Below are 24,206 nucleotides of genomic sequence, written 5' to 3' on the forward strand. Positions count from 1 at the left end.
ATCTCCAACTCGTCGGTGTCGATACGTTTGCGGGTGGCGCAATGGTGGTCACCTACGCGCCGACGGGATCTTGAGGGGGCCGGCGTTCGTCAGCCTGATCCGTTCGTCATCGAGCTTCGGGAGATACCTCGCTTCGCAGACGGCCCGGCCTCGAGTCGCCTGTGAGACTCGCGTTCCTTACCTCGTCGGCCCGAAATTCACCTGGCGGCTTCCTTCCTCTATTTCTCCGAGGGGCGTCAGATCGCCGCGGCGAACTCAGGCGCTGATCACCGCAACCCCGGGATGAACGCGGGGCTTGTCTCGGCGGGGCCAGGGGCTGGCCGCGGTCGGTCGTGCTATTTTCCGCACACCTTTAGAAAATTCGTCGATCGGGGGACCACATGCAGGATCTCGGGGGAAGGGTCGCCGTCGTCACGGGTGGCGCGGGTGGCATCGGCAGGGCGCTGGTGGAGCGCTTCGTAGCCGAGGGGATGCGGGTGGTCGTGGCCGACGTGGAGGTGGCGGCGCTGGAGCGGACGGTCGCCGAGCTGCGGGACGGTGGCGCGGAGGTGACCGGCGTGCCGACGGACGTGACGTCGTTCGAGTCGGTCTGCGCACTCGCCGACGCGGCCTACGCCGCCTACGGGGCCGTCCACGTGCTGTGCAACAACGCCGGGGTCGGACCGCCGGGCGGGCTGGTGTGGGAGACGACGCCGAACGACTGGAGGTGGGCGTTCGGTGTGAACGTGTTCGGGGTGGCGCACGGCATCCAGGCGTTCGTGCCCCGGATGCTGGAGTCCGGCGAGGAGGGGATCGTGATCAACACGTCGTCGCCCGACGGCCCCATCACCCCCATGCCCCAGGCGTCCGTGTACGCCGCCACGAAGTGCGCGGTGACCTGCGTGACGGAGTGCCTCGCCGCGCAGCTGTCGGATCAGGAGGCGAAGGTGTCGGCCGCGGTGTTCTACCCGTCGGGCAAGGGGTTGCTCGACACCGGCCTGTGGACGTCGGATCGCAACCGGCCGGCCGAGCTGGCGCGTGAGCGTCCCCGGTCGACACCGGCGCTGACCGTGGCCGCGCTCCGGGAGCAGGGCGTGCCGGTGCAGCCGCTCGACGAGCTCGCCGACATGGTGGTCCAGGGCATCAGAGAGGGCCGCTTCGTGCTGCTCCTGGACGTGGAGCGACACGTCGGGACGCTGCGCGACCGGGCCGAGAGGATCGCGGCGCTCGAGAACCCCACCGTCGTCCACCAGATGGGCGGTTGACCACGCAGGATGGTCCCTGACCGGTCAGGGGCCGGCGGCGTCGTCGAGGAGGGCGCGGATCGGCTCCCAGTCGAGGCCCTGCCGGGTGGCGATCCCGCAGAGCGCGGTGGTGATGCGCTCCCGGAAGGGCTCCCGGCCGTGATCGGCGATCGCGGCGTGGAGCCGGCGGAGGTTCGGCAGCTCGTCGGGTGGGTGCTGGTCGAGCACCTCCCAGTGGTCGGCGCCGAGGGGCTGGCCGGCCGCGCGGGTCTCCTGCTCGCGGATGGCGCCGACGGCCGTGCCGATCGCGCACGAGATGACGAGCTGGTAGGCGGCGTCGGCCTCGAGGATCGTGAAGCCCTGCCGCACGAGCACGTCGAGGACGCCGTCGACGTTGACCGCGATGACCTCCGCCGAGATGGCGCCCTCGAGGTACTGGGTCAGGAGTCCGGGGTGGGCGATGAAGGCGTCGCGGTTGTAGTCCGCCCACTCGGACAGCCAGAGCGCCCAGTGTTGACCGTGGTCCTGGGGCAGCGGCACCCGCGCCGCGGTGTACTCCGCGGCCAAGTGCATCAGGTCGTCCTTGCTGGACACGTGGTGGTAGAGGGCGGAGATGGAGACGTCGAGGTGGTTCGCCACCGCTCGCAGGGTCAGGCCCTCGAGGCCGAGCTCGTGGGCCGCCGCGGCGATCATCGACCGGCTGATGCGCGGTGGCCGGCCGCGGCCCGGGCGTTCGCTCGCCGCCGCCGGCGTGGGTGTGGCCATGGGCGCACCGTACCTCCGGTGGCAGCGCGGCGGGGAAGCGCCGCCCTTGCGTGCTGCCTGGTCGTATGGAATTATCTACAAAGGATCGGAAATTCGATGAGTCGCCGTGAGGCGGGCTCCGGGGGGAGCTGACCATGACCGATGTGAGCGACGACATCGTCCTCGGCGAGCTGACGGCGACCGACATCAACGGAGCGAACGGCGGGCTCCCGGCGGGTCTCCCCATGCCCCGGGATCCCGATCTGCTGACCGACATGGACCGGCGGCAGCGGGTGACGACCTTCGTCGGCGACCGCTACCCGTTCCCGGTGCCGAACGGCTGGTTCGTCGTCGCCGAGGCGTCCGACCTGGGTCCCGGCGAGGTCCGGGCGCTGCACTACTTCGACCGCGACCTCGTCCTCTACCGCGCCGCCGACGGGGCGCCGCACGTGCTCGACGCCCACTGCCCGCACCTCGGTGCCCATCTGGCGGTGGGAGGGCGGGTGGAGGGCGAGTGCATCCGCTGCCCGTTCCACAGCTGGCGGTTCGACGGGGCCTCGGGTCACTGCGTCGAGATCCCCTACGGCGACGTCAAGCACATCCCGCCGAAGGCGCACGCCCGTCCGTACCCCACCATCGAGCGCAACCACATGATCTGGGCCTGGTACCACGCCCAGGGCGGTGAGCCCTTCTACGACGTGCCCGTGGTGCCCGAGTTCCACGACGACGACTGGTCGCCGATCCTCGTGCGCACCTTCGAGATCCGGGTCTCCGCCCAGGACATGGCCGAGAACAACGTGGACTTCTCCCACTTCCGGTTCGTGCACGGGTCCGACGGCATCCCCGAGGACGAGTTCGTCACCGACGGCACCTACAAGAAGGCCGTGGGCGGTGGCGGCAACTTCGTGCGGGAGGGCTACGGCCTGGGCCTCGGCGTGCTCCGGGTGAAGGGCTACGTCACGTTCCTGTCGTCCACCACGCCCATCGACGCCGGCAACGTCGTGGTGCGCTGGATCTTCACGTCGCCCAAGGCCAACGGCGAGACCGCCGCCGAGGACGCGGCCGCCTCGTTCTGCGCGGGCGTCTCGCAGGACATTCCGATCTGGGAGAACAAGGTCTACCGCGACCCGCCGGTCGTCACGAAGACCGAGAAGCTCATCCTCGAGCATCGCCGCTGGTCACAGCAGTTCTACTCGTAAGAGTCTGCAAGCAACGGGGGAAATCATCATGAGGAGGCTCGGACAGGCCGCGTCCGTCGCGGTCTCGTTGGCGCTGCTCGCGTTCGGGTGCACCAGCGACCCTGACGAACAGGGCAGCGGCGCCGGCGGCAGCGACAGCGCCGGCGGCAGCGACAGCGGGGCCGCGGGGTCGACGAAGGGCCTGACCGACGACACCATCAGGATCGGCGTCATCGGCGCCGACTTCGGGGCGCTGGTGGAGGCCGGCCTGGTCCCCGACCTCGGGGACCAGCCGAAGATCGTCCAGTCGATCGTCGACGAGATCAACGCCGACGGGGGCATCGGCGGCCGGCAGATCGAGGTCCGGCTCACGCTGGTCGACGGCGTCGCCGGCCCCGAGGCGGGCCAGGCGGCCTGCCTGGAGATGACCCAGGACTTCGGTGCCTTCGCCGTGGTCCTGACGCCGGCGATCAGCCGGAACGTCGCCCGCTGCACTGCCGTGACCAACGAGACGCTCACCCTCAGCCCCACCGGCTTCGACGAGGCGCTCTACGAGGAGGCGGAGGGCCGGCTGTTCACCGCCGGCTCGGACACGTCGATGAGCACGAACCGGCAGTACGCGGGCTGGGCGCACATGATGGACGCCGAGGGCGCCCTGGAGGGCAAGACCATCGGGGTCGTGACCGCCGAGCAGTCGCCCGAGTTCGTGGCCGCGGCCGAGGACACCCTGATCCCGGCGCTGGAGGAGCTCGGCCACGAGGTGGCCGTCAACGTCGCGCTGCCCTGCCCGGAAGGCGACACCGACTGCGACCAGCACGAGGCCGCCGTCCAGCAGATGAAGGACGCCGGCGTCGACTTCGTCTTCATGGCCGCCGCCAACCTCACCGGACCGACTCTCGTGCAGGCGGCCGAGAACCTCGACTTCCACCCCACGTGGGCGGCCAACGGCAACCAGGTGACCGACACGGTGTCGCAGTTCTTCGCCTCGGTGAAGGACGCCTGGGACGGGGCGATCGGCACGTCGACCGCGTTCGCCCTGCCCGAGGACATCACCGACGAGGCCCGCGCCTGCAACGACGCGGTCGACGAGCACAGCGGCGAGGTGTACGAGCCCGGCTCCGACGCCTTCGGGTTCGCCTCCGTGCTGTGCCTCGTGGTGGAGCTCCTCGACGACGCGGGCGACGACATCGACGCCGCCGACCTGGGCCAGACCGCCATGATCCGGGGCATCGAGGGGCTGGGCGAGGTGACCCTCAACGCCGGGCCGCCAGGGTCGCTCTCGGCCGACAAGCACGACGCGGGCGACTACGTCTTCCTGTGCGACTTCAGCGCCGCCGACGAGGAGTTCGTCGAACGGGCCGACGATCCCGTGAAGGTCGACTGATGAGCGAACGTCCGCGATGCAGTGAGCGTGGCCCGAGCGGCCCGGACGAAGGCCGAGAGCGGGAGACATGAGCCGGCCGGAGGGCGTCGACACCGCCTCGCTGGCCGCGACCGTCCTCGCCGAGGAGGCCCGGCGGGAGGGCGAGCAGGTCGCGGCCCCGGTCGTCGTCATCGCCGACGACCTCCTGCCCGGGGTCGGCGACGAGTCGATGTCCCTCCGGCAGGCCCTGCAGCTCGGGGGGACCACGACGCTCGTCGCCGTCGGCTTCGCCCGGGTGATCGACGCCTTCGACAACACGGCGCTGGCCGTGCTGGCGCCGGACATCCAGGCGAGCCTGGGCGCCTCGGACGCGGTGATGGGCGCGATCGGGGCCGCGTTCGGCGTGCTCTTCCTGCTGGGGTCGATCCCCGTCAGCACGCTGGCCGACCGCCACCCCCGCAAGCTCATCGCCGCCGTCTCGATGTCGCTGTGGGCCGTCGTGGTGTTCGCCACGGCCCTGGTGCAGAGCGCGTTCTGGCTGTTCATGGCCCGCCTCGGCACGGGCATCAGCCAGTCGTACGCCCTGCCCGTGAACGGCCCGCTCCTGGTGGACACGTACCCCATCCCGGCCCGCTCGCGGGTGTTCGCCGCCTACGGGTCGTTCGAGGTCGCCGGTCGCGTCCTGGCGCCCGTCTTCGCCGGCAGCGTCGCCGGCCTGATCGCGGGCCCTGACAGCTGGCGCTGGGTGTTCGTGGTCTCGGCGCTGCTCAGCCTGCCCGTGATCGCGGGCCTGTGGAGGATCCGTGAGCCGCGCCGGGGGCGCAACGAGATGCAGGCCGTGCTGGGGGAGGAGCTGGCGGAGGACGCCGGCGAGCTGCCGATCTCCATCGGCGTGGCGTTCGAGCGCCTGCGCAAGATCCGCAGCTTCCACTTCCTCCTGGCGGGCATGGCGGCGCTGGGCTTCTCGTTGTTCAGCATCCCGCTGTTCCTGAACCTGTACCTGGAGGACGACCTGGGCATGTCGGCCTGGGAGCGCGGCGTCTTCGGGTCGCTCGTCGCCCTGCCGGGCGTGGCCGCGCTGGCCTACGCCGGGCCGCGGGCCGACACGCTGTTCCGGCGCAGCCCCGAGGCCGCGGTCGCCTTCGTCGGTGCGATGGTCGCCGGCTTCGGCGCCTTCATCGTCGCGGGGCTCTACATGCCGAACGTGGGGTCGCTCGGCGTGCTCTACGCCTGCGGCACCGCCCTGGCGCAGGCCGCCTTCGTCACGGTCGTCTCGGTGACGTCGTCGGTGATCCCGTACCGCCTCCGGTCCCGGGGCATGGCCATGGTCGGCGTCTACGTGTTCCTGTTCGGCGGCTTCTTCGGGGCCGTGCTCACAGGCCTGCTGACCGATGCGGTGGGCCGGCGGGCCGCCCTGACGCTGATCGTGCTGCCCTCCACCCTCGTCGGCGGGGCGCTCATCGCCTACGGCGCCCGCTACATCCGCGGCGACATCTCGCGGTGCGTCGAGGAGCTGCTGGAGGAGCGGCAGGAGGCCCGGCGCCTCCGGGACGACGATGCCGTCACCGCCGCGATCCAGGTGCGCAACCTCGACTTCTCCTACGGCCCCGTCCAGGTGCTCTTCGGCATCGACCTCGACGTGCACCAGGGCGAGACCGTCGCCCTGCTCGGCACCAACGGGGCGGGGAAGTCGACGCTGCTGCGGGTGATCAGCGGCCTGGGGGTGGCGACGCGCGGGGTCGTACGGCTCCACGGTCGGACCATCACGTACTGCGACCCGGAGCTGCGGGCGAAGATCGGGATCGTCCAGCTCATGGGCGGCAACGCCGTGTTCCCCACGCTCTCGGTCGACGAGAACCTCCGCATGGCCGGCTTCCTCCACGACGGCGCCGACCTGGAGCGCCGGGTCGCCGAGGCGTTCACGCGGTTCCCCGAGCTGGAACGGCGCCGGCGCTCGACCGCGGGCGACCTGTCCGGCGGGCAGCAGCAGATGCTGGCGCTGGCCATGGCCCTCATGCACGAGCCCGAGGTCCTGATCATCGACGAGCTGTCCCTCGGCCTCGCCCCGATCATGGTGCAGGAGCTGCTGGCCACGGTCCGCGACCTCAAGGCGCAGGGGCTGACGATGATCATCGTCGAGCAGTCGTTGAACGTGGCACTGGCGGTGGCCGACCGGGCCGTGTTCATGGAGAAGGGCCAGATCCGCTTCGACGGCCCCGCCCGCGAACTGGCCGAGCGCGACGACCTCGCCCGGGCCGTGTTCCTGGGGCAGGCCGCGACGTGACCGCGCTCCTCGCCTTCGAGGCACCCCAGCAGGTGCTGCTCAGCGGCGCCATGCGGGGCCTGGCCATCGGCGTGCTGGCCGTGGGCCTCATCCTGATCTACCGCTCGTGCCGGGTGATCAACTTCGCCCTCGGCGAGCTCGGGGCGCTCGGGGCCGCCGTCTTCGTCCGGCTCGTCGTCAACTGGCACTGGAACTTCTGGGCGGCGCTCGTCCTCACGGTCGCCGCCGGTGCCCTCTTCGGCGGCCTGCTGGAGCTGGCGCTGGTACGGCGGCTCTCCCGGGCGCCCCGCGTCGTGCTCCTCGTGGCCACCATCGGCGCCGCGCAGCTCCTGCTGTTCCTGCAGTTCGCGCTGCCCGACATCGCCACCTACCGCGCCTTCCCCACCGCCTTCACCGAGCAGTGGACGATCGGCGACCTGGTGGTCCGGGCCGACCACGCGGTGGCGTTGACGGTGTTCCCGACCCTCGTCCTGGCGCTGGCCTGGTTCCTCAACCGGACCCGCTACGGCATCGCGGTGCGGGCGGCCGCCGACAACCCCGACGCGGCCCGGCTGGCGGGGATCAGCGTGAAGCGGGTCTCGACGATCGTGTGGGCGCTGGCCGGGGCCCTGGCCGCCGTGGTCACGATCCTCAGCGCGCCGCTGGCGGGAGCCAACGTCGCCAGCACCGGTGAGCTCGGCCCCGGCATCCTGCTGCGCACGTTGGCGGCGGCGGTGATCGCGGCCATGGTGTCGATGCCCGTCGCCCTCGGGGCCGCCGTGGTGCTGGGGACCGGCGAGGCCGTCCTCTTCTACAACAACCCCGACGACCCGGGCCTGGTGAACGGCGTCCTGTTGCTGGTGGTGCTCGTCGCCGTGCTCGTCGTCTCCCTGCGGACCCGGGGCCTCGGCATCCGGGAGCGCTTCTCGCTGGCGCCCCGCGTCCGCCCGATCCCGCCGGCGCTGCTCCGGTTCTGGTGGGTGCGGCACCACACCCGCCTGGGCGCCGGGCTCGCGCTGGTGGCCGCCGTGGCGCTGCCGCTGCTGGTGACCTCCCCGTCGCGGCACTACCTGTACGCCCGGGTGCTCCTCATGGCGCTCATCGCCGTGTCGCTGACCGTGCTCACCGGCTGGGCGGGCCAGCTCTCGCTGGGGCAGTTCGCCTTCGTCGGCCTCGGCGGGATGACCACCTACGCGCTCGTGCAGCAGCGCCTGTCCTTCCCCGCCGCCGTCCTCGTCGGGGCCGTGATCACCGCGGTGGCCGCGGTGGTGGTCGGCACCCCGGCCCTGCGCATGCGCGGGCTGTTCCTCGCCGTGTCGACCCTGGCGCTGGCCGTGGCTGCGCCCTGGATCCTGTCGCGCTCCGTCTTCGTCGACCCCGACCACTTCTCGCCGCTGCTGCGGCGCCCGACGATCGGCGGCCTGTCGCTGGAGTCGCAACGCACCTACTACTACGTGTGCCTCGCCGCGCTCGCGGTCGTGGTCGTCGTCGTGGCCCGGGTGCGGGCCAGCGGCCTCGGCCGGTCGCTCCTGGCCGTGCGCGACAACGAGCTGGCGGCCTCCGCGGTCGGCCTGTCGCCCACCCGGGTGAAGCTCACCGCCTTCGCGCTGTCGGGTGCCGTCGCCGGGCTGGCGGGCGGGCTGCTGGTGGGCCTCATGGTGCAGTTCTCGGAGGACGACTTCACGGCGACCGCCTCGATGACGGTGGTCGCCATCGCGGTGGTCGGCGGCCTGGCGTCGCTCACGGGCACCGTCCTCGGCAGCCTGTTCGTGGTCGGCCTCCCGGCCTTCTTCCCCGGCAACGCCTCGATCGCCCTGCTCACGAGCGGTGCCGGCCTGCTGGTGCTGCTGCTGTACTTCCCGGGCGGGCTGGTGCAGCTGCTCTACGGCCTGCGCGACGTCGTGTTCGGCGCCCTGGCCGAGCGACTGCCGGCGTCCGATCCCGCCGCCCCGGCCCCCGTCGCCGCGGTGACCGGCCGCCGGGACGAGCTGCGGACCCGGGCGCCCCTGGGCGACACCGGTGCCGACGCGCTGCGGGTGGAGGGCGTGTCGGTGCGCTTCGGGGCGAGGACGGTCGTCGACCGTGTCGACCTGGTGGTCGGGCGCGGCGAGGTCGTCGGCCTCATCGGCGCCAACGGAGCCGGCAAGTCGACGCTGATGAACGCCGTCGGCGGCTTCGTCCCGAGCCGCGGCACGATCGAGGTGCTGGGCCAGGACGTCCAGGGCCGGGCACCGCACCGCCGCGCCGCGCTCGGCCTCGGCCGCACCTTCCAGGACGCGGCCCTCTTCGCCGACCTCAGCGTGCGGGAGACGGTGCAGACGGCGCTCGAGGCCCGGGCCCGGGCCCGTTTCGTGAGCGTGGCGCTCGGGCTGCCGCGGGCCCGACGGGTCGAGCGGGCCAAGCGGTCGCACGCGGAGGAGATCCTCGGGTTCCTCGGGCTGGGCGACTACGGCGAGCGGTTCGTGAGCGAGCTGTCCACCGGCATGCGCCGCATCGTCGAGCTGGCGTGCCTGCTGGCCGCCGACGCCCGGGTGCTCTGCCTCGACGAGCCGACGGCCGGCATCGCCCAGCGGGAGGCCGAGGCGTTTGGGCCCCTCCTGCTGCGGATCCGGGAGGAGCTCGACGCGTCGATGCTGGTCATCGAGCACGACATGCCGCTCGTCATGTCGATCAGCGACCGGATCTACTGCCTCGAGGCCGGCAGCGTGATCAGCAGCGGACCGCCCGACGAGGTCCGCCACGACCCGCTGGTGGTGGCGTCGTACCTCGGCACCGACGAGCGCGCCATCGCCCGCAGTGACAGCACCGTCCCCACCCCCGAGAGGAGCCCGGCATGACCAGTTGGCTCGGTCAGTACTGCCTGAACGTCACCGACCTCGAGACCTCGATCGCCTTCTACACGGCGCTCGGGCTCGAGTGCACCAGCCGCACGGAGATCCCCCAGGCCTTCGAGTCCATCGTCGAGCACCCGGGGGGCGGCTCGAAGCTGCAGCTCGCCCAGCAGAAGGAGCAGGAGGCGACCCTCGACCGGGGCACGGCTTTCTGGAAGCTGTACGTCAACACGCACGACATCCAGGCCTCCTACGAGAAGGCCCTGGTGGCCGGGGCCACGGTCGACTCGGCGCCGCAGCGGCTGGAGCGCTGGCCCGTGACCGTCGGCTTCGTCCGCGACCCCGACGGCTACCTCGTCGAGCTGGTCGAGCGGCACCCGTGGCCCGACGACGCGCCCGCCGGCGCACCGTGGCTCGGGCAGTACTGCCTGAACGTCACCGACATCGAGGCCACCGTCGCCTTCTACGAGCTGCTGGGCCTCACGTGCACCAGCCGCACCGACATCGGCCACGCCCTGGAGGCCATCGTCGAGCAGCCCGGCCAGGGCTCGAAGCTGCAGCTGGCCCAGCACCGGGAGCAGGACGGCCCGCTGCGGATGGGCTCGATGTGGAAGCTCTACGTCAACACGGAAGACTGCGCGGGCCTGCACGACAAGGCTGTGGCCGCCGGTCACGCATCGCTGGTCGCCCCCATGCGACTCGACCGGTGGCCGGTGACGATCGCGTTCGTCGCCGACCCCGACGGCTACCAGGTCGAGCTCGTGCAGCGCCACGAACCCACCGAGAGGACGTCCCCGTGATCCGCTACTCCGTGTTCTACCCCGCCACCGAGGGCGCCACCTTCGACCACGACTACTACCGCGCCACGCACGTGCCGCTGGCGGTGGAGACGTGGCAGCCCGACAGCGCCGAGATCGACCGGGGCGTCGACGGCCCCTACGTGGCGGCCGTCCACTTCACGTTCGACTCGATGGAGGCGATGCAGCAGGCCATGGCGGTCGAGGGCACCGCCGCCATCCGGGCCGACATCCCCAATTACACGACGATCACGCCGATCCGGCAGGTCAGCGAGATCGCCGGCTGATCGCATCCGTTCGCTCGCAGAACGGGTTGACGGTCCCCACCCTGGTCACTGTATTATCGTAAGGCTTTCGATAAATCAGGGGGAGCGATGCCGAAGTACCTCGTCATCTCATCCGACGGCCACGCCGGCCCGCCGGCCGACGTCTACAGGGAGTACCTCGACCCGGCGTTCCGGGAGGCGTTCGACGAGCACCAGGCCGCGGTCGAGGCCGGCCAGATGGTCAACACCGCCTTCGTGGAGGAGTGGGACGAGGAGACCGGCGACCACGACATGAAGGCCGGCTACGACCCGCAGGTGCGCGACGCCATCCTCGACCAGGAGGGCGTGGCCGCCGAGGTCCTGTTCCCCGACGCCGACGTGCTGGGGACCGGCCGGCTGGCCAAGTCGCCGTTCGGGTCGGGCCTCGGCTCCGGCGAAGGCGCGGACCCGGCCAACGTCAAGGCCGGTGCCCGGGCGCACAACCGCTGGCTCGCCGACTTCTGCGCCACCAACCCCCAGCGCCGCATCGGCGTGGCGGTGGTCCCGATCACCGCCGGGGTGGACGACGCCGTCGACCAGATCCGCGCCGCGGCCGACGCCGGGCTGCGCGGCATCCTGATCCCCACCCGGTGGTTCGACGCCCCCGCCTACCTCGACCGCAGCTACGAGCCCGTCTGGGCCGCGTGCGCCGAGTCCGGCCTCGTCGTCCACAGCCATTCGGGCGCCGGGCCGGCCGACTACACGTTGGGACCGGGGTTCCTCTCGATCTACGCGGCCGAGGCCTGGTGGTGGGCCGCCCGGCCGTTCTGGGTGCTGATCCTGTCGGGCGTGTTCGAGCGTCACCCCGAGCTGAAGTACTCGATCGCCGAGAACGGCGCCTGGTGGGTGCCCGACCTCGTGATGCGCATGGACGAGAAGTGGGAGGGCGGGCACAACACCCGCAAGTTCGGCGACGTCTTCAAGCTCGACCTGTCCATGCGGCCGAGCGACTACGTGAACCGCAACTGCTTCTTCGCCGCCTCCACACCCGGCGTCGACGAGATCGACCGGCGCCACGCCATCGGCGTCGACAACCTGCTGTGGGGCAACGACCTGCCGCACCCAGAGGGCACCTACCCGCACACCCGCAAGTGGATCGCCGAGCGGTTCCGCCACGTCCCCGAGGACGAGACGGCCAAGATCCTCGGCCTCAACGCGGCGGCGCTGTACGAGGTCGACGTCGCGGCGCTCGCCGAGCTGGTCGAGCGCATCTGTCCGGCAGTGGCCGACGTCCACGCCTGATCGCCGGGTGTGACCAGACCCACCGCTGTCGAGGTCAGGGCTCGGGGCTGGTCCGAGGGTCGGGTGCCGGCTGTGGCGCCTGGCCCCGGCGCCCGGTGACAGGGTTGCCACCGGGCGTCCTGCCGGTTGTTCAGCAGCTGGGGACCATGTCCCAGATGCCGGTGCTCGTCTGGCGGAGCGATGTCGTGTCCCAGGTGGCGCCGAGGTAGTCGCCGGTGCCGACGGCCCATGCCCACACGAGGAACGTCGTCGCCCGGCCGGCGGTCGCGTGGGCCGAGTTGAGGGCGGTGACGCATTGGCCGCCATCGCCTCCGCCGCCGCGACCGTTGACGGTGACGACGAGCGGGTTGAGGTAGTGCCCGGACAGGCGCTGCAGCTCGGCCGGCGTGGTGCTGGGTGGCGTGAGCACGACCCGGAACGACGACTTGAGGTGCTGGCTGCAGTTGGTGCCCGGGTCGGTGCAGTTGATCCATTGGTTGAAGAAGGCGCCGGAGTCACCGATCGCCTGGGAGTCGCCGGTGCATTGGGCGTTGGTGGGCGTGTCGTCGTCCTCGTACCAGGTCTGCGGTGCGGTGGTGGCGTCGACGTCGTAGGTGGCGGAGGCGGCGATGCCGCCTTGGGGACCGCTGTAGGTCCACCAGTTGGGCGTGCCTTGGGCCACGGTGTCGGGCATGCCGTCGATGGGGACGCCGTCAGGGACCTGCGCGTTGCGGTAGGTCATGCCGAGGGCTTCCCGGCTGAAGTCGAGGTGGGCGGCGACGTTGGGGATGGCGTGGACGCGTAGGTCGACGGTGGTGGCGATCGACGTGTCGTAGAACACCTGGGTGTTCTGTGTGTTGGGCCCGCTGTTGGCACCGACGTAGCTGCGGATGGCCCGCACTGGTCCGGTGCGGTTGACGACGAACGCGCCTTCCTCGTCGTTGAACGTGTTCTCGTTGCGGGCGCAGAACAGCTGGATGTCGTACTTGACCCGGTCGATCACGTCGGCGTCGGGCTTGTTGCCCTGGCGCAGGGTGACGCCGTCCATGGTCCAGCGGTCGGAGTGGTGCGCCGTGTAGCTGGTGCCGGTGACCGTGCTGTTCTCGGGGTTGGGTCCGTCGGTGCGCTTGTAGGTGGTCTTGTAGTCGCCGCTGTCGAGGCGGAACTGGTAGTCGACGTAGTGCTGGCCGGCGCCGGGATCGAGCGAGCCGTCGCTCGCGAACAGGTAGACGTGGCCGACGTCGCTGGCAGTCCCCGGTTCGGCGAGCTTCACCTCGACCCGCTGTCCGCTGGTGCCGGCCGGTGCGGTCATGGTGGCGTCGGCCTGGGCGCCGGCGTCGCGCACCATGAAGGCGATCTCGTCGTCGGCGTCGACGTTGGTGTCGGCGTCGGCGCCGGTGAACGTGTTCGGGTCGGCGTAGACGTTGACCGGGATGTTGATCGACGAGCTGTAGAAGGTCTGCGACGTGGGCAGGCCGTAGACCGCCGCCATCGTGGTGTCCTTGCGCTCGTCGACCTGTACCGGGACCTGCTGCCACTGGCCCGACACGACCCGGAAGGCGACGACCCGGCCGGGCGCCGTGCCGACGAGCTCCTGGGCCTGCTGGCCGGTGATCACCGCCGCGTCGACGGGACGGTTCAGCGTCGACCCGTCCGGTGTCTGCGACGGCGTCGACGACCAGCCGGTGAAGGTGGCGATGGATGCCACCACCAGGGCCATCGCGGTCGACCGTGCTCTTCGTGCTCTCACGTCATTCCCCCGTGTTCGACTCATTTGAGTTGTCAAGCGGTGACGGTCGACGGCAATATTGCTATCGGAGATCACCGCATAGAGCAGCAGGGCGCATCATGTGAGGCCGGACCGCCCGAGTTCGGGCGCGAAGCTGCTGCCTGATGAGCGTTCACTGATCGGTTGACCTCCCGCATCCCCCAGCGAGACACTGCGGTCAGCCTAAATGAGAAACAACTATATGGGGAAGTAGGCACATCAATGTCCGTATCGAACACGACCACGTGGAGTGTCCCTGGCGAGTTCAACTGCCCACTCCGCGAGGTACTCGACCGCATCGGCGACAAGTGGAGCGTGCTCGTGATCGCCCAACTGGGCGACGGGCCTCGGCGCTACGGCGACCTGCGGCGGGGCGTCGACGGTGGCATCTCACAGCGCATGCTCACGCGCACCCTGCGCGGCCTCGAGCGCGACGGCCTGGTGACACGCACCGCCCATCTCGTCGTCCCACCCCGCGTCGACTACGACCTCACGCCGCTCGGCCGCACGCTGGTCGCCCCCATCGACGTGCTCGCCGGATGGGCCGCCCATCACCGCGACACGCTCCGGGCCAACCGGCATCGCTACGACACCGAACACCCCCAGGACTCGTCCGAACCCGCCCAGAACGGCGCGTAGCGGGAGGGACTCCGGCAGGAACAGGTGGAGGTTTCATCCCGTGCCGAGGTCGACGGGGAGGTGCTTGATGCCGGCGACGATGTTGGAGCGCAGGGGTGCGGGTGGGCCGAGGGAGCGGAGGGTGGGGGCGCGGCGGGCCAGCTCCTCGAAGAGCACGCGGAGCTCCATGCGGGCGAGGCTGGCGCCGAGGCAGAAGTGGGGGCCGCCACCCCCGAACGCGATGTGGTCGTTCGGTGAGCGCTCGATGTCGAAGCGGAAGGGGTCGTCGAACACCTCCTCGTCACGGTTGGCGGAGACGTACCAGAGGCTGATCTTGTCGCCGGCCTTCAGCTCCTGGCCCCGCAGTTCGGTGTCGGTGGTGACGTTGCGGCGCAGGTACATGACCGGTGACGCCCACCGCAGGATCTCCTCGGTGGCGCTCTTGACCAGTCCCGAAGGATCCTGGACCAGCTTGTCGTACTCTCCCGGGTTGTCCAGGAAGGCGCTGAGCCCGTGGGCAGCGGCGTTGCGGGTGGTCTCGTTGCCCGCCGAGGAGAGGAACAGGAAGAAGGCGTTGAGCTCGAACGCGGTGAGCTTGTCGCCGTCGATCTCGGCTCCGAGCAGCTCGGTCATGATGTCGTCGCGGGGGTCGTCGCGGCGTTGCTCGGCGAGCTGCTCGACGTAGGCGAACATCTCGGCCATCGCCTGGTGCATCTGGTCCTCGGCGACGAAGAACTCGGGGTCGTCGGCCCCGACGATCGTGTTGGTCCACTCGAAGAGCTTGTGACGGTCCTCCTCGGGGACGCCGATGAGCTCGGCGATCACCTCCACGGGCAGCAGCGCGGCGACGTCGGTGACGAAGTCGCACGTTCCCATGGCGACGGCACGGTCGACGATGCGCACGGCCATCTCTCGGATGCGCGGCTCCATCCGGTTGATCATGCGCGGTGTGAAGCCGTGGCTGACCAGCTTCCGGAACCGCGTGTGCTCCGGCGGGTCCATCGCGATCAGCACCTTGATCCCCGGGTCCGCCGCGGGAGTCTCCGGGTCCTCCAGCGGCATGATCCCACCGTGGTCCTGGTCCGAGGAGAACGTGGCCGGGTCCCGTCCGATGGCCCGCACGTCGGCGTGCTTCGACACCACCCAGAAGCCGGGACCGTGGGGCTCGGGATGCCGGAACAGCGGATGCCGTGCCCGCAGGAACGTGAACCACTCGTGGGGCACGCCGCGGGCGAACACGTCCCGGTCGAGCAGGTCGACCTCGTCGAGTTGCACGGCCATGTCAGGCGACGAGGCGGGCCAGGGTGCCGCCCATGAGGTCGCGGACCTCGTCGTCGCCGAGCCCGGTGAGGTGGTCGAGGTAGGAGAGGGGGTCGCCGAGTCCTTCGGGGTGGGGGAAGTCGGAGCCGAAGACGATGTGGTCGATCGGCAGCAGCTTGGCCAGGCTCTGCACGTCGTCCTCCCAGAAGGGACTGATCCAGATGTTGCGGCTGACGACCTCGATCGGGTCCTCGTCGAAGAGCTGCGGCATCTTCTTGTGGACGCCGGCGAGATGGTGGAGCAGCCCGGGCACCCAGTCGCTGCCGTTCTCGACCGACATGACGCGCAGGCCGGGGAAGCGGGACAGGGCGCCGTGGCAGACGAGAGCGGCGATCGCGTCGGCCATGGGCTGATGGGCGACGGTCCAGTAGGACCGCAGTGGCGAGGGCTGGAACGGCTTGAACTCGCTGGCGCCGTCCCACTCGCCGACCCAGCGGGTGTAGCCGCTGTCGGACGCGTGCATGGTCACCAGGACCTTCTCCTCCTGGGCCAGCTTCCAGAACGGGTCGAACTCCGGCAGTCCGAACGAGCGGGGGCCGCGGAGCCCGGGCACGGGCGCAGGCCGGACGAGGATCGCCCGGGCGCCGCGCTCGAGCACCCACTCCAGCTCCTCGACGGCCCGCTCCACGACGGGCAGCGTGATGATCGGTGTCGGGTAGATGCGCTGCTCGTAGTCGAACGACCAGGTCTCGTGGAGCCACTCGTTGAGCGCGTGGATCACGACGTGCATGGCGTCGGGGTCGGGCCGGAACCGCTCCTCGACCAGGCTGGCGAGGGTGGGGAACATCAGCGTGCGGTCGAGGCCCTGCTGGTCCATGAGCGTCAGCCGGGGGCCCGGCTCCCGGAACGCGGGAAGGCAGGCGATGGCGTCGCCGTAGATCTCGCGGTGCGACTTGCCTTCGGGGTTGCCGTGCCGGAAGAAGTCCTCCTGCGCGCCGGGCGCCGCCACCTTGTCGAAGGTGGGGTTGGGGATGTAGTCGCTGATCTGGCCCAGCACGGCGATCTTCGTGCGTCCGTCGACCTCGACGTACTTGATCGCGGACTTGTACGGATCCGGAAGGAACTGCGTGAGCGCCTCCCGCGGCTCGTAGAGATGGTTGTCGGCGTCGAAGACGCTGCCTCTGAGTGACTGGCGGTCCATGCTTCCCCTTCGATCGGGTGGTGTGGTGGCGGCTACTTGGGGCCGAAGCGGATCGCTCCGTCGAGGCGGATGACCTCGCCGTTGAGGTAGTCGTTGGCCACGATGTGCTCGACGAGGGCGGCGTACTCGGTGGCCCGGCCCATGCGGTTGGGGAACGGCACGGCCGTCCCCCAACGGGCCTGCGCCTCGTCCTCGGGCATGCGGAACGCGGGTGTGAAGAACGTGCCGGGCGCGATGGTCATGACGCGCACGCCGGCGGCGGCCAGGTCGCGCGCGGCGGCGAGCGTGAGGCCGGCGACGCCGGCCTTGGCGGCGGCGTAGGGCGACTGGCCGATCTGGCCCTCGTACGCGGCGATCGACGCCGTGTTGACGACCACGCCGCGGCCGCCGCCGTCGTCGGGCGTGGAGCGGGCCATGGCGGCAGCGGCCAGGCGCAGGAGGTTGAAGGTGCCGGTGAGGTAGACGTCGATCGTCCGGCGGAAGCCGTCGAGGCCGAGGGGCTCGCCGTCGCGGCCCACGACCCGGCCGACCGCGGCGCCGGCGCCATGGGCCGCCACAGCGAGGCGCAGCGTCCCGGCCTCGGTGGCGGCTTCCACGGCCGTCAGCGTGGACTTCTCGTCGGTCACGTCGGTGCGGACGTAGTGCGCGTCATCGCCCAGCTCGTCGGCCAGGGCCTGGCCGCGCTCGTCGTCCAGGTCGGCGATCACCGTAGGGATGCCTCGGCCGACGAACCGTCGTACGGTCGCCTCGCCGAGCCCGCCCGCTCCGCCGCTCACGATGACCGAAGCCTTCTCGAGGTCCATCTCAGCCTCCCGATGAGTCTCGTTGGTCGGCGAAGAGCGCCCGGAGGGCGACCAGGTCGGCCTTGCCGGTGGGCAGCATCGGGAGGTCCGGCTCCGCCACGACCCGGTAGTGCCGGGGCACCTTGTAGGACGACAGGCTGGTGCGCAGGGAGGACGAGAGGTCACTCGGGTCGACCCTTCGTCCGGGCTCGGGGACGACGACCGCGGCCACGGCTTCTCCGCGGTCGCCCGCGGCGATGCCGAACACGAACGCGGCGCGCACCTGGGGCATTGCGACCAGCGCGGTCTCGACCTCGGCGGGTGAGACGTTCGAACCGCCGGTCTTGATCATCGCCGTGCGCCGGCCGGCGAAGCGGAGGTGGCCGTCCGCGCCGAACCAGCCGAGGTCGCCGGTGGCGTACCAGCCGTCGGGGTCGAAGGTGCGGTGCCGTTCCTGCTTGTAGATGCCGTCCATGAGGAACCGGCCCCGGACGTGGATCTCGCCGTCGACGATGCGGTGCTCCATACCGGGCAGGGTGCGTCCGAAGGTGCCCCGGAGGCTGTCGGGGAGCGGGGCGTAGGCGTCGTCGGGGCCCGTGTGGGGGCCGCCGGTCTCGGTCATGCCCAGCGGGATCGGCGCGAGGTCCGGTGAGGCCGGGCGACTCCGCGGGGGCAGCGCCTCCACCAGCGTCCCGCCGCGGACGCAGCGCAGGTCCCGGGTGGCGAAGCTCGGATGCTCGCCCATCGCTCGCGCCGCGTTCGGCCAGCACGACACCTGCGTCACCCGCTCGCGTTCGATCAGGTCGAGGGCTTCTCCGGGCTCGAAGCGCTCGTGGACCACGGCGGCGGCTCCCGACGTGAGGGCGGCCAGGAGCACCATGGTCAACCCGCCGACCCAGAAGAACGGCATGGGGGAGTAGATGCGGTCCTCGCTGGTGAGGCCCCGGCGCGCTGCCAGCAGCGCGGCGTGCCGTACCAGCGACCCGTGCGTGTGGACTGTCGCCTTGGGCGCGGCGGTCGCTCCCGATGTGCTGATGATCGCCAGTGGGTCGGCGGGGCCGACCTCCCGCTGTGCGGCTTGCACCATCGCCAGCGGCAGGGGCCGGGGAAGCGCCCGGGACCACGACCTGTCCTCCTGCTCGACGTGGATCCACCGGAGGAACGGGGCGTCGGCGATGGCGAGACCGGGCTTGCTGCCGACCAGGTCGGGCAGCCCTGCTTCGACGCGGTCGCCGAGCGAGTCGCCGGCGAAGTGGCTTGCGGTCAGCAGGGCGTGCACGTCGGTCTGGCGCAGGGCGCGTGCCAGCTCGCCGCCGGGCGCGAAGGTCGACAAGGGGACGGTGAGCGCGCCGATCCGTGCCGCCGCCAGCCATCCGACAGCCCAACCGGCGCCGTTGGGGTGGAGCAGCCCGACGCGTGTGCCCTTGCCGACGCCGGCGGCGAGCAGCCGTCCGGCCAGCACGGCGCTGCGCCGGCAGGCCTCCCCGAACGTGAGCGTGCCGTCGGGCCCGACGACGAACGGGTCGTCCGACCGCTCCGCCCGCACGGCCAGGACGGCCGGGATGCTGTCCGGCAGCCCTTCCAGCGGGTCCGCCAAGTCCTCGCGCCCCAGCGCGGGAGCGAGAGCGGGAGCGACGGCGAGCGCGGCGGTGGCCACGAGGCTGCCTATCCGGCGATCGCCGTCACGGGCACGTGCGAGTACCCGGCGACGTTCGACATGTTGACCCGCCGGAGCCCATCGTGGTCGACGGCGAGGCGGGGCCAGCGGCTGCGGATCTCCTCCAGGGCGAGGCGGCTCTCCATGCGGGCGAGCCACGCGCCGAGGCAGCTGTGGGCGCCGTAGCCGAATGCGACGGTGGTGTGGCCGCCGCGGGTGATGTCGAAGTCGTCGGGCGCGTCGAACTCGCGGGGGTCGCGGGTGGCGGCGCCGGTGAGCAGCAGCACCGGCGAGCCGGCGGGGATCGTGCCGCCGTCGAAGGCGACATCCTCCACGGCGAAGCGCCCCTGGTACTGCGACGGCGGGTGCATGCGGAGGATCTCCTCGACAGCGGCGGGGATGGCCGCGGCGTCGGCGCGGATCAGGTCCCACTGGTCGGGGTGCTGGTCGAAGAGCACGATGCCGCTGCCGATGAGCTTGGTGACGGTCTCACTGCCGGCACCGGCGATGAGCACGGAGAACGCCGCGACGTCGTCATCGCTCAGGTGCTGCTCCTCGCCGTCCTCGTCGGTGACGACCGCCTCGATGAGCTTGGTGACCAGCAGGCCGTCGGGGTGCCTTCTCTTGTCCCGGGCGAGCTCGAGGAAGTAGCCGGCCATGTTGAGGGAGGCCTCCATGCCGGCCTGCGTGGTGTTCGGGTTGCCTTTCTCCCGGTGGAGGAAGGTGTCGACCCAGATGCGCACCTGCTGCCGGTCGGCCTCGGGCACGCCGAGCATGGCGGAGATGACCTCGACCGGGAACAGCGCCGCGAACTCGGCCACGACATCGAACTCGCGGTGACCGACGAGGCGGTCGAGGAAGTCCGAGATGATGCTCGCCACCAACGGCTCGATGCCCTGGATCGCCCGGCGGGTGAATGCCTGGCTCACGAGCTTGCGCTGCTGCGTGTGCTCGGGCGGGTCGAGCACGATCATCATGTTCGTCTTCATCGGGCGCTTCTGGAGGAGCAGCTCGACGGTGACGCCGTAGGAGCTGACGAAGCGGGCCGGGTCGCCGTGGGCGGCGACGACGTCGGCGTAGCGGGACAGCGCGTAGAACCCGTATTGCTCGTTGAGGTACACGGGCGACTCGTCGCGCAGCCGCCCGTAGGTGGCGTAGGGATCGTCGAAGAACGTGTCCGAGAACGGGTCGAACTCGATGAGGTCGTCCGGCACTGATCCCCCCTCTGCTATATGACAGATTGCTGCCTATGGCAGTCTTGACTCTAATACAGGTAGAAGCTTATTCTCCCACCAATCGCGGGTCAAGGCACCCGCCCTGAGCGACCACGAGGGGGAGTCTTGCCGGACGCCACGATCGTTTCCGCCTGCCGAACTGCCATCGGCACGGCCCGCAAAGGCACGCTGGTCGACTCGGATCCGTTCGACCTGGCCCGCCACGTCGTCGCCGAGGCCCTGGGGCGGGCCCGGGTCGACACGGCGCTCGTCGACGACGTGATCCTCGGCGAGACGCTGGCCGGCGGGGGTGACATCGCCCGTCACGCAGCCATCGAGGCCGGCATCGTCGACGCGCCGGGCACCGCCGTCAACCGGCATTGCGCGTCGGGCCTGGCGGCGATCGCCGCCGGTGCCGGCAGCATCCGCGCGGGCATGGACCGTGTCGTCGTCGCCGGCGGCGTCCAGTCGTCCACGCTCATGCCGCGCACCGTGCGGCGCGTGCCCGGCACCGACGAGCTCGACGAGCAGTGGATGTCGCCGAGCCACCCCGATTCGGCGGAGGCCCCCAACCGCGACATGACGATCACCGTTGGGTGGAACGCGGCGCAGCGGGCCGACGTCACTCGTCGAGAGATGGACGCGTGGGCGCTGGCCTCGCACCAGAAGGCCGTCGCCGCCATCGATGCCAAGGCGTTCCTCCCCGAGATCACGCCCTTCCCGGTCCGGGGCCGCGACGGCTCGACCTCGGTCTTCGACGTCGACGAGCACCCGCGCCGCGACACCACGCTGGAGAAGCTGGCCTCCCTGAAGCCGCTGCACCCCGAGATCGACGGCTTCAGCATCACCGCCGGCAACTCCGCCGGGGTCAACGACGGGGCGGCCGCCCTGGTGCTGGCCTCGTCGGACGTCGCCAAGGCCGAGGGCCTCGCCCAGCTGGCCACCGTGCGCGCCTGGGCCAGCGTCGGCGTGCCGCCCGTCGAGACCGGCCTCGCTCCGGTGAAGGCCATCCCCAAGGCGCTGGAGCGGGCGGGCCTCGGGATCGATGACGTCGACCTCTTCGAGATCAACGAGGCCTTCGCTTCGGTGTGCGTCGCCACGACGCGTCGGCTCGGCATCGACCCGGCGAGGGTCAACCCCAACGGCAGCGGCTGCAGCCTCGGCCACCCCATCGCCATGACTGGCACCCGCATGGTCACCACGCTCGTCTACGAGCTCAGGCGCCGGGGTGGCGGGTTCGGCGTCGCCGCGATGTGCGCCGGCGGCGGCATGGGCACCGCCCTGGTCGTGGAGGTCTGAGTCGTGACCGACCGTCCGATGACCGGCGTACGGGTGATCGAGGTGGCCGCCTGGACCTTCGTCCCGGCCGCCGGAGCGGTGCTGGCCGACTGGGGCGCCGACGTCGTCAAGATCGAGCACCCGCTCCACGGCGACCCCCAGCGCGGCCTCGCCGCCGGCGGGATCGTCCCGGACAGCGCGGTCAACTTCATCATCGAGATCCCCAACCGGGGCAAGCGCAGCGTCGGTGTCGACCTCGCCACGGACGGGGGCCGAGAGCTTCTCTCCAAGCTGGTGGCCGGGGCCGACGTGTTCCTCACCAACTTCCTGCCCGACGCCCGTCGCCGGTTGTGCATCGAGGTCGAGGACATCCGTGCCGTCAACCCCGACATCGTCTACGTGCGGGGCAGTGGCAACGGGGTGCGGGGGCCCGACGCCCCCAAGGGCGGCTACGACGCGACGTCGTACTGGGCCCGCAGCGGGGTGGCCTCGCTGGTGTCCCAGGGCGACGAGTACCCGCGTACCCAGCCGATCGCCTTCGGCGACATCGCCGGCGCGCAGACCATCGCCGGCGGGATCGCCGCCGCCCTCTTCGCCCGGGCGACGACGGGGGAGCCGTCGGTGGTGGACGTCTCGCTGCTGGGCTACGGACTCTGGAACGCGTCGCCGCACATCGTGCTGTCGAAGATGCTCGGCATCCCGGACGTCCCGCGGCGGCCCCGCGACCAGTCGCCCAACCCGATCACCGGCGCCTACAAGACCGCCGACGGTCGCACGTTGCAGCTGGTCATGCTCCAATCGGACCGGTACTGGGCGAAGCTCTGCGAGCTGCTCGACCGCCTGGACCTGGTCGACGACCCCCGGTTCCTCGACGCCCGCGCCCGAGGCGAGAACAGCGCTGCCTGCGTCGCCGAGCTCGATGCCGAGTTCGGGCGGCGGACGGTGGCGGAGTGCGCCGGGATCCTCAGCCGACAGGACGGGCCCTGGGCGGTCCACCAGCGGCCGCTGGACATCTTCGCCGACGAGCAGGTCCAGGCCAACGGGTTCGTGCGCCCGGTCAAGGCCGCCGACGGCTCCGAGTTCGACCTCATCGCCAACCCCGTGCAGTTCGACGAGACTCCCCCGTCGCTGGTGCGGGCGCCGGAGATGGGGGAGCACACCGAGGAGGTCCTCCTCGAGCTGGGCCTCGGCTGGGAGGAGCTCGCCGACCTGAAGGCACGGGAGGTCATCTCGTGAACCTCTCGCTGACCGACGAGCAGCAGGCAGTCCGGGTGATGACCGGGACCTCCACCGTGTCGTCGTTGTTGGCTGCACCCGGGATCAAAACCGGTACAACCCGACGACAGGTGGATGGTCACCTATCCGCGCGTCTCAGGAGACGGTGTGCCAGCTGGTACAGCTGACGTTCGCCTCACACACTCGGGCCCGAATGACGCGCTGAGGATGGTGGCTGCGCGTGCTCTCGCCATTCTGACAGCCATTCGCGTCGGTCAGCGAATACGGGACTATTCCGCCAATGGTCGAAACGTGGTACTCGATACGAACGTAATTCCCGTCGCATTCCTTGTCCTGTACTGACACGCCGTTGTGACCCTGCCAGACAACACCGGAGTCGCTTCCGTGAAAGATCCACATGCTATGGGCGCTTGCTGGTGACACCCAGGCGACCGATAGCGCCACGCCTATGCCAGCGACAGTGAGGACTCGTCCAACGGATCGCCTAATGCTCATGCTACTTCTCCTGGTGAGCTCGCAAGGTGAAGAGGTCACGCCTCTCATTCGTCGGTACCGTATGGACGGCCTGTTAGCGAAGTGCTAGCGAGCCGGTGATGGATCACGCTGCCAAGGAGCTCGACCCAACCCCCGGGACCCGTCGGTCCGAGCCTTATTGCAGGTAGCAGGTGATCGCGTCGATCAGCCCTTTGCGACCTTCCTCGACATCGGTGAACGTCGGCATCTGACCGGTGAGGTAGAGCCCGTGGAGCGCAGCCGGTAGGAGGCTCTGGAGGCGACGGAGCTTCGTGCTCGACGTCACCAGGTCGCGGAACAACGTGTCCCAGCGCGCGCTCCAACCCTCGTCCCAGGCCTTGAGGGTCTCCGCAGTCGCGGGGAACGCCTCGGCCAGGGCGTCGTGATCGCGCGGGAGGGCGAGCCGCAGGTTCATCACGGCTTGCACCGTCGGCTGGTCGTAGGCGGCCCAGATGGCGTTCACCACGGAGGCCACCCGCGGGCGCAGGGCGGCCGAGACCGCCGATCGACGAGGGAACGTCTCCCTGGATTCCTGGTGGGCGTGCTCGAGCAGCGCCGCCCAGACCCCGTCGGTGTCACCGAAGTGGTGCTGGACGGTGCCCCACGTGACGCCGGCCTCGCGGGCGATGAGGTTCACGTTCGCCGACTCGGGACCGCGCTCGGCGAGGCAGCGTATGGCGACGTCGAGGATGAGTCGACGCGATTCGAGCCCGCGTCGGTTCAGCCGCGTGCCCTGAGCGCTGTAACCCACCAT

19 protein-coding genes are annotated in these 24,206 nt (G+C 70.8%); 11 read left to right on the forward strand and 8 right to left on the reverse strand.

All coding sequences use genetic code 11. The features are described from left to right. The first annotated feature begins 380 nt into the window (after window positions 1–380). A complete protein-coding gene (locus VK611_25425; protein HMG44700.1) occupies window positions 381–1,244 on the forward strand; it encodes an SDR family NAD(P)-dependent oxidoreductase in 864 nt (287 codons plus the stop codon). Between the two features lie 24 nt (window positions 1,245–1,268). On the opposite strand, the gene VK611_25430 is transcribed toward VK611_25425, so the two are convergent. Then, entirely contained in the window at window positions 1,269–1,988 is a 720-nt protein-coding gene (locus VK611_25430; protein ID HMG44701.1) for a helix-turn-helix domain-containing protein, read from the reverse strand. Between the two features lie 134 nt (window positions 1,989–2,122). Between VK611_25430 and VK611_25435 the strand changes: the two genes are divergently transcribed. The 7 genes from VK611_25435 (at window position 2,123) to VK611_25465 (ending at window position 11,946) form a co-directional block, all read left to right on the forward strand. Then, a complete protein-coding gene (locus tag VK611_25435; GenBank protein HMG44702.1) occupies window positions 2,123–3,166 on the forward strand; it encodes a Rieske 2Fe-2S domain-containing protein in 1,044 nt (347 codons plus the stop codon). A 28-nt stretch (window positions 3,167–3,194) separates the two neighbouring features. Continuing rightward, complete coding sequence (locus VK611_25440) at window positions 3,195–4,529, forward strand: ABC transporter substrate-binding protein (GenBank protein ID HMG44703.1); 1,335 nt, start codon at window positions 3,195–3,197, stop codon at window positions 4,527–4,529. Between the two features lie 67 nt (window positions 4,530–4,596). Beyond that, on the forward strand, window positions 4,597–6,792 hold the full coding sequence (locus tag VK611_25445; GenBank protein ID HMG44704.1) for an ATP-binding protein: 2,196 nt from the start codon (window positions 4,597–4,599) through the stop codon (window positions 6,790–6,792). Beyond that, window positions 6,789–9,608: an ATP-binding cassette domain-containing protein gene (locus tag VK611_25450; protein ID HMG44705.1), complete on the forward strand. Its 2,820-nt coding sequence runs from the start codon at window positions 6,789–6,791 to the stop codon at window positions 9,606–9,608. The genes VK611_25445 and VK611_25450 overlap by 4 nt, the downstream gene beginning before the upstream one ends. After that, window positions 9,605–10,402 carry a VOC family protein gene (locus VK611_25455; GenBank protein ID HMG44706.1) on the forward strand — a complete coding sequence of 266 codons (798 nt, stop codon included), beginning with the start codon at window positions 9,605–9,607 and terminating at the stop codon, window positions 10,400–10,402. Before VK611_25450 ends, VK611_25455 begins: the two co-directional genes overlap by 4 nt. Next, entirely contained in the window at window positions 10,399–10,686 is a 288-nt protein-coding gene (locus tag VK611_25460) for an EthD family reductase (protein ID HMG44707.1), read from the forward strand. Before VK611_25455 ends, VK611_25460 begins: the two co-directional genes overlap by 4 nt. An 87-nt stretch (window positions 10,687–10,773) precedes the next feature. Beyond that, window positions 10,774–11,946 carry an amidohydrolase family protein gene (locus tag VK611_25465; GenBank protein HMG44708.1) on the forward strand — a complete coding sequence of 391 codons (1,173 nt, stop codon included), beginning with the start codon at window positions 10,774–10,776 and terminating at the stop codon, window positions 11,944–11,946. Between the two features lie 130 nt (window positions 11,947–12,076). On the opposite strand, the gene VK611_25470 is transcribed toward VK611_25465, so the two are convergent. Beyond that, window positions 12,077–13,645: a hypothetical protein gene (locus tag VK611_25470; GenBank protein HMG44709.1), complete on the reverse strand. Its 1,569-nt coding sequence runs from the start codon at window positions 13,643–13,645 to the stop codon at window positions 12,077–12,079. Window positions 13,646–13,915: 270 nt separating this feature from the next. Here VK611_25470 and VK611_25475 point away from each other — a divergent pair, with 270 nt between their 5' ends. Further along, a complete protein-coding gene (locus VK611_25475) occupies window positions 13,916–14,332 on the forward strand; it encodes a helix-turn-helix domain-containing protein (GenBank protein HMG44710.1) in 417 nt (138 codons plus the stop codon). Window positions 14,333–14,365: 33 nt separating this feature from the next. Here the strand turns inward: VK611_25475 and VK611_25480 are convergent, their stop codons facing one another. From VK611_25480 to VK611_25500, 5 genes are read right to left on the reverse strand one after another with little or no spacing between them, the layout of a single operon-like run. Further along, the gene (locus tag VK611_25480) at window positions 14,366–15,592 is read right to left on the reverse strand and encodes a cytochrome P450 (protein ID HMG44711.1); all 1,227 of its coding nucleotides are present in this window, start codon (window positions 15,590–15,592) and stop codon (window positions 14,366–14,368) included. Between the two features lies 1 nt (window position 15,593). Further along, a complete protein-coding gene (locus tag VK611_25485; GenBank protein ID HMG44712.1) occupies window positions 15,594–16,772 on the reverse strand; it encodes an amidohydrolase family protein in 1,179 nt (392 codons plus the stop codon). Window positions 16,773–16,804: 32 nt separating this feature from the next. Continuing rightward, a complete protein-coding gene (locus VK611_25490; protein ID HMG44713.1) occupies window positions 16,805–17,575 on the reverse strand; it encodes an SDR family NAD(P)-dependent oxidoreductase in 771 nt (256 codons plus the stop codon). A 1-nt stretch (window position 17,576) separates the two neighbouring features. After that, window positions 17,577–19,211: a class I adenylate-forming enzyme family protein gene (locus VK611_25495; protein HMG44714.1), complete on the reverse strand. Its 1,635-nt coding sequence runs from the start codon at window positions 19,209–19,211 to the stop codon at window positions 17,577–17,579. Between the two features lie 8 nt (window positions 19,212–19,219). After that, window positions 19,220–20,425 carry a cytochrome P450 gene (locus VK611_25500; protein ID HMG44715.1) on the reverse strand — a complete coding sequence of 402 codons (1,206 nt, stop codon included), beginning with the start codon at window positions 20,423–20,425 and terminating at the stop codon, window positions 19,220–19,222. A 126-nt stretch (window positions 20,426–20,551) separates the two neighbouring features. Here VK611_25500 and VK611_25505 point away from each other — a divergent pair, with 126 nt between their 5' ends. Further along, entirely contained in the window at window positions 20,552–21,724 is a 1,173-nt protein-coding gene (locus tag VK611_25505; protein ID HMG44716.1) for a thiolase family protein, read from the forward strand. A 3-nt stretch (window positions 21,725–21,727) separates the two neighbouring features. Next, the gene (locus tag VK611_25510) at window positions 21,728–22,939 is read left to right on the forward strand and encodes a CoA transferase (protein HMG44717.1); all 1,212 of its coding nucleotides are present in this window, start codon (window positions 21,728–21,730) and stop codon (window positions 22,937–22,939) included. Between the two features lie 649 nt (window positions 22,940–23,588). On the opposite strand, the gene VK611_25515 is transcribed toward VK611_25510, so the two are convergent. Beyond that, window positions 23,589–24,203 (reverse strand): TetR/AcrR family transcriptional regulator, encoded by a 615-nt coding sequence (locus VK611_25515; protein HMG44718.1) that lies wholly within the window; start codon window positions 24,201–24,203, stop codon window positions 23,589–23,591. Between the last annotated feature and the right edge of the window lie 3 nt (window positions 24,204–24,206).

It is taken from the genome of Acidimicrobiales bacterium, from assembly GCA_035316325.1.
Lineage (GTDB): Bacteria > Actinomycetota > Acidimicrobiia > Acidimicrobiales > VFJN01 > DASXTK01.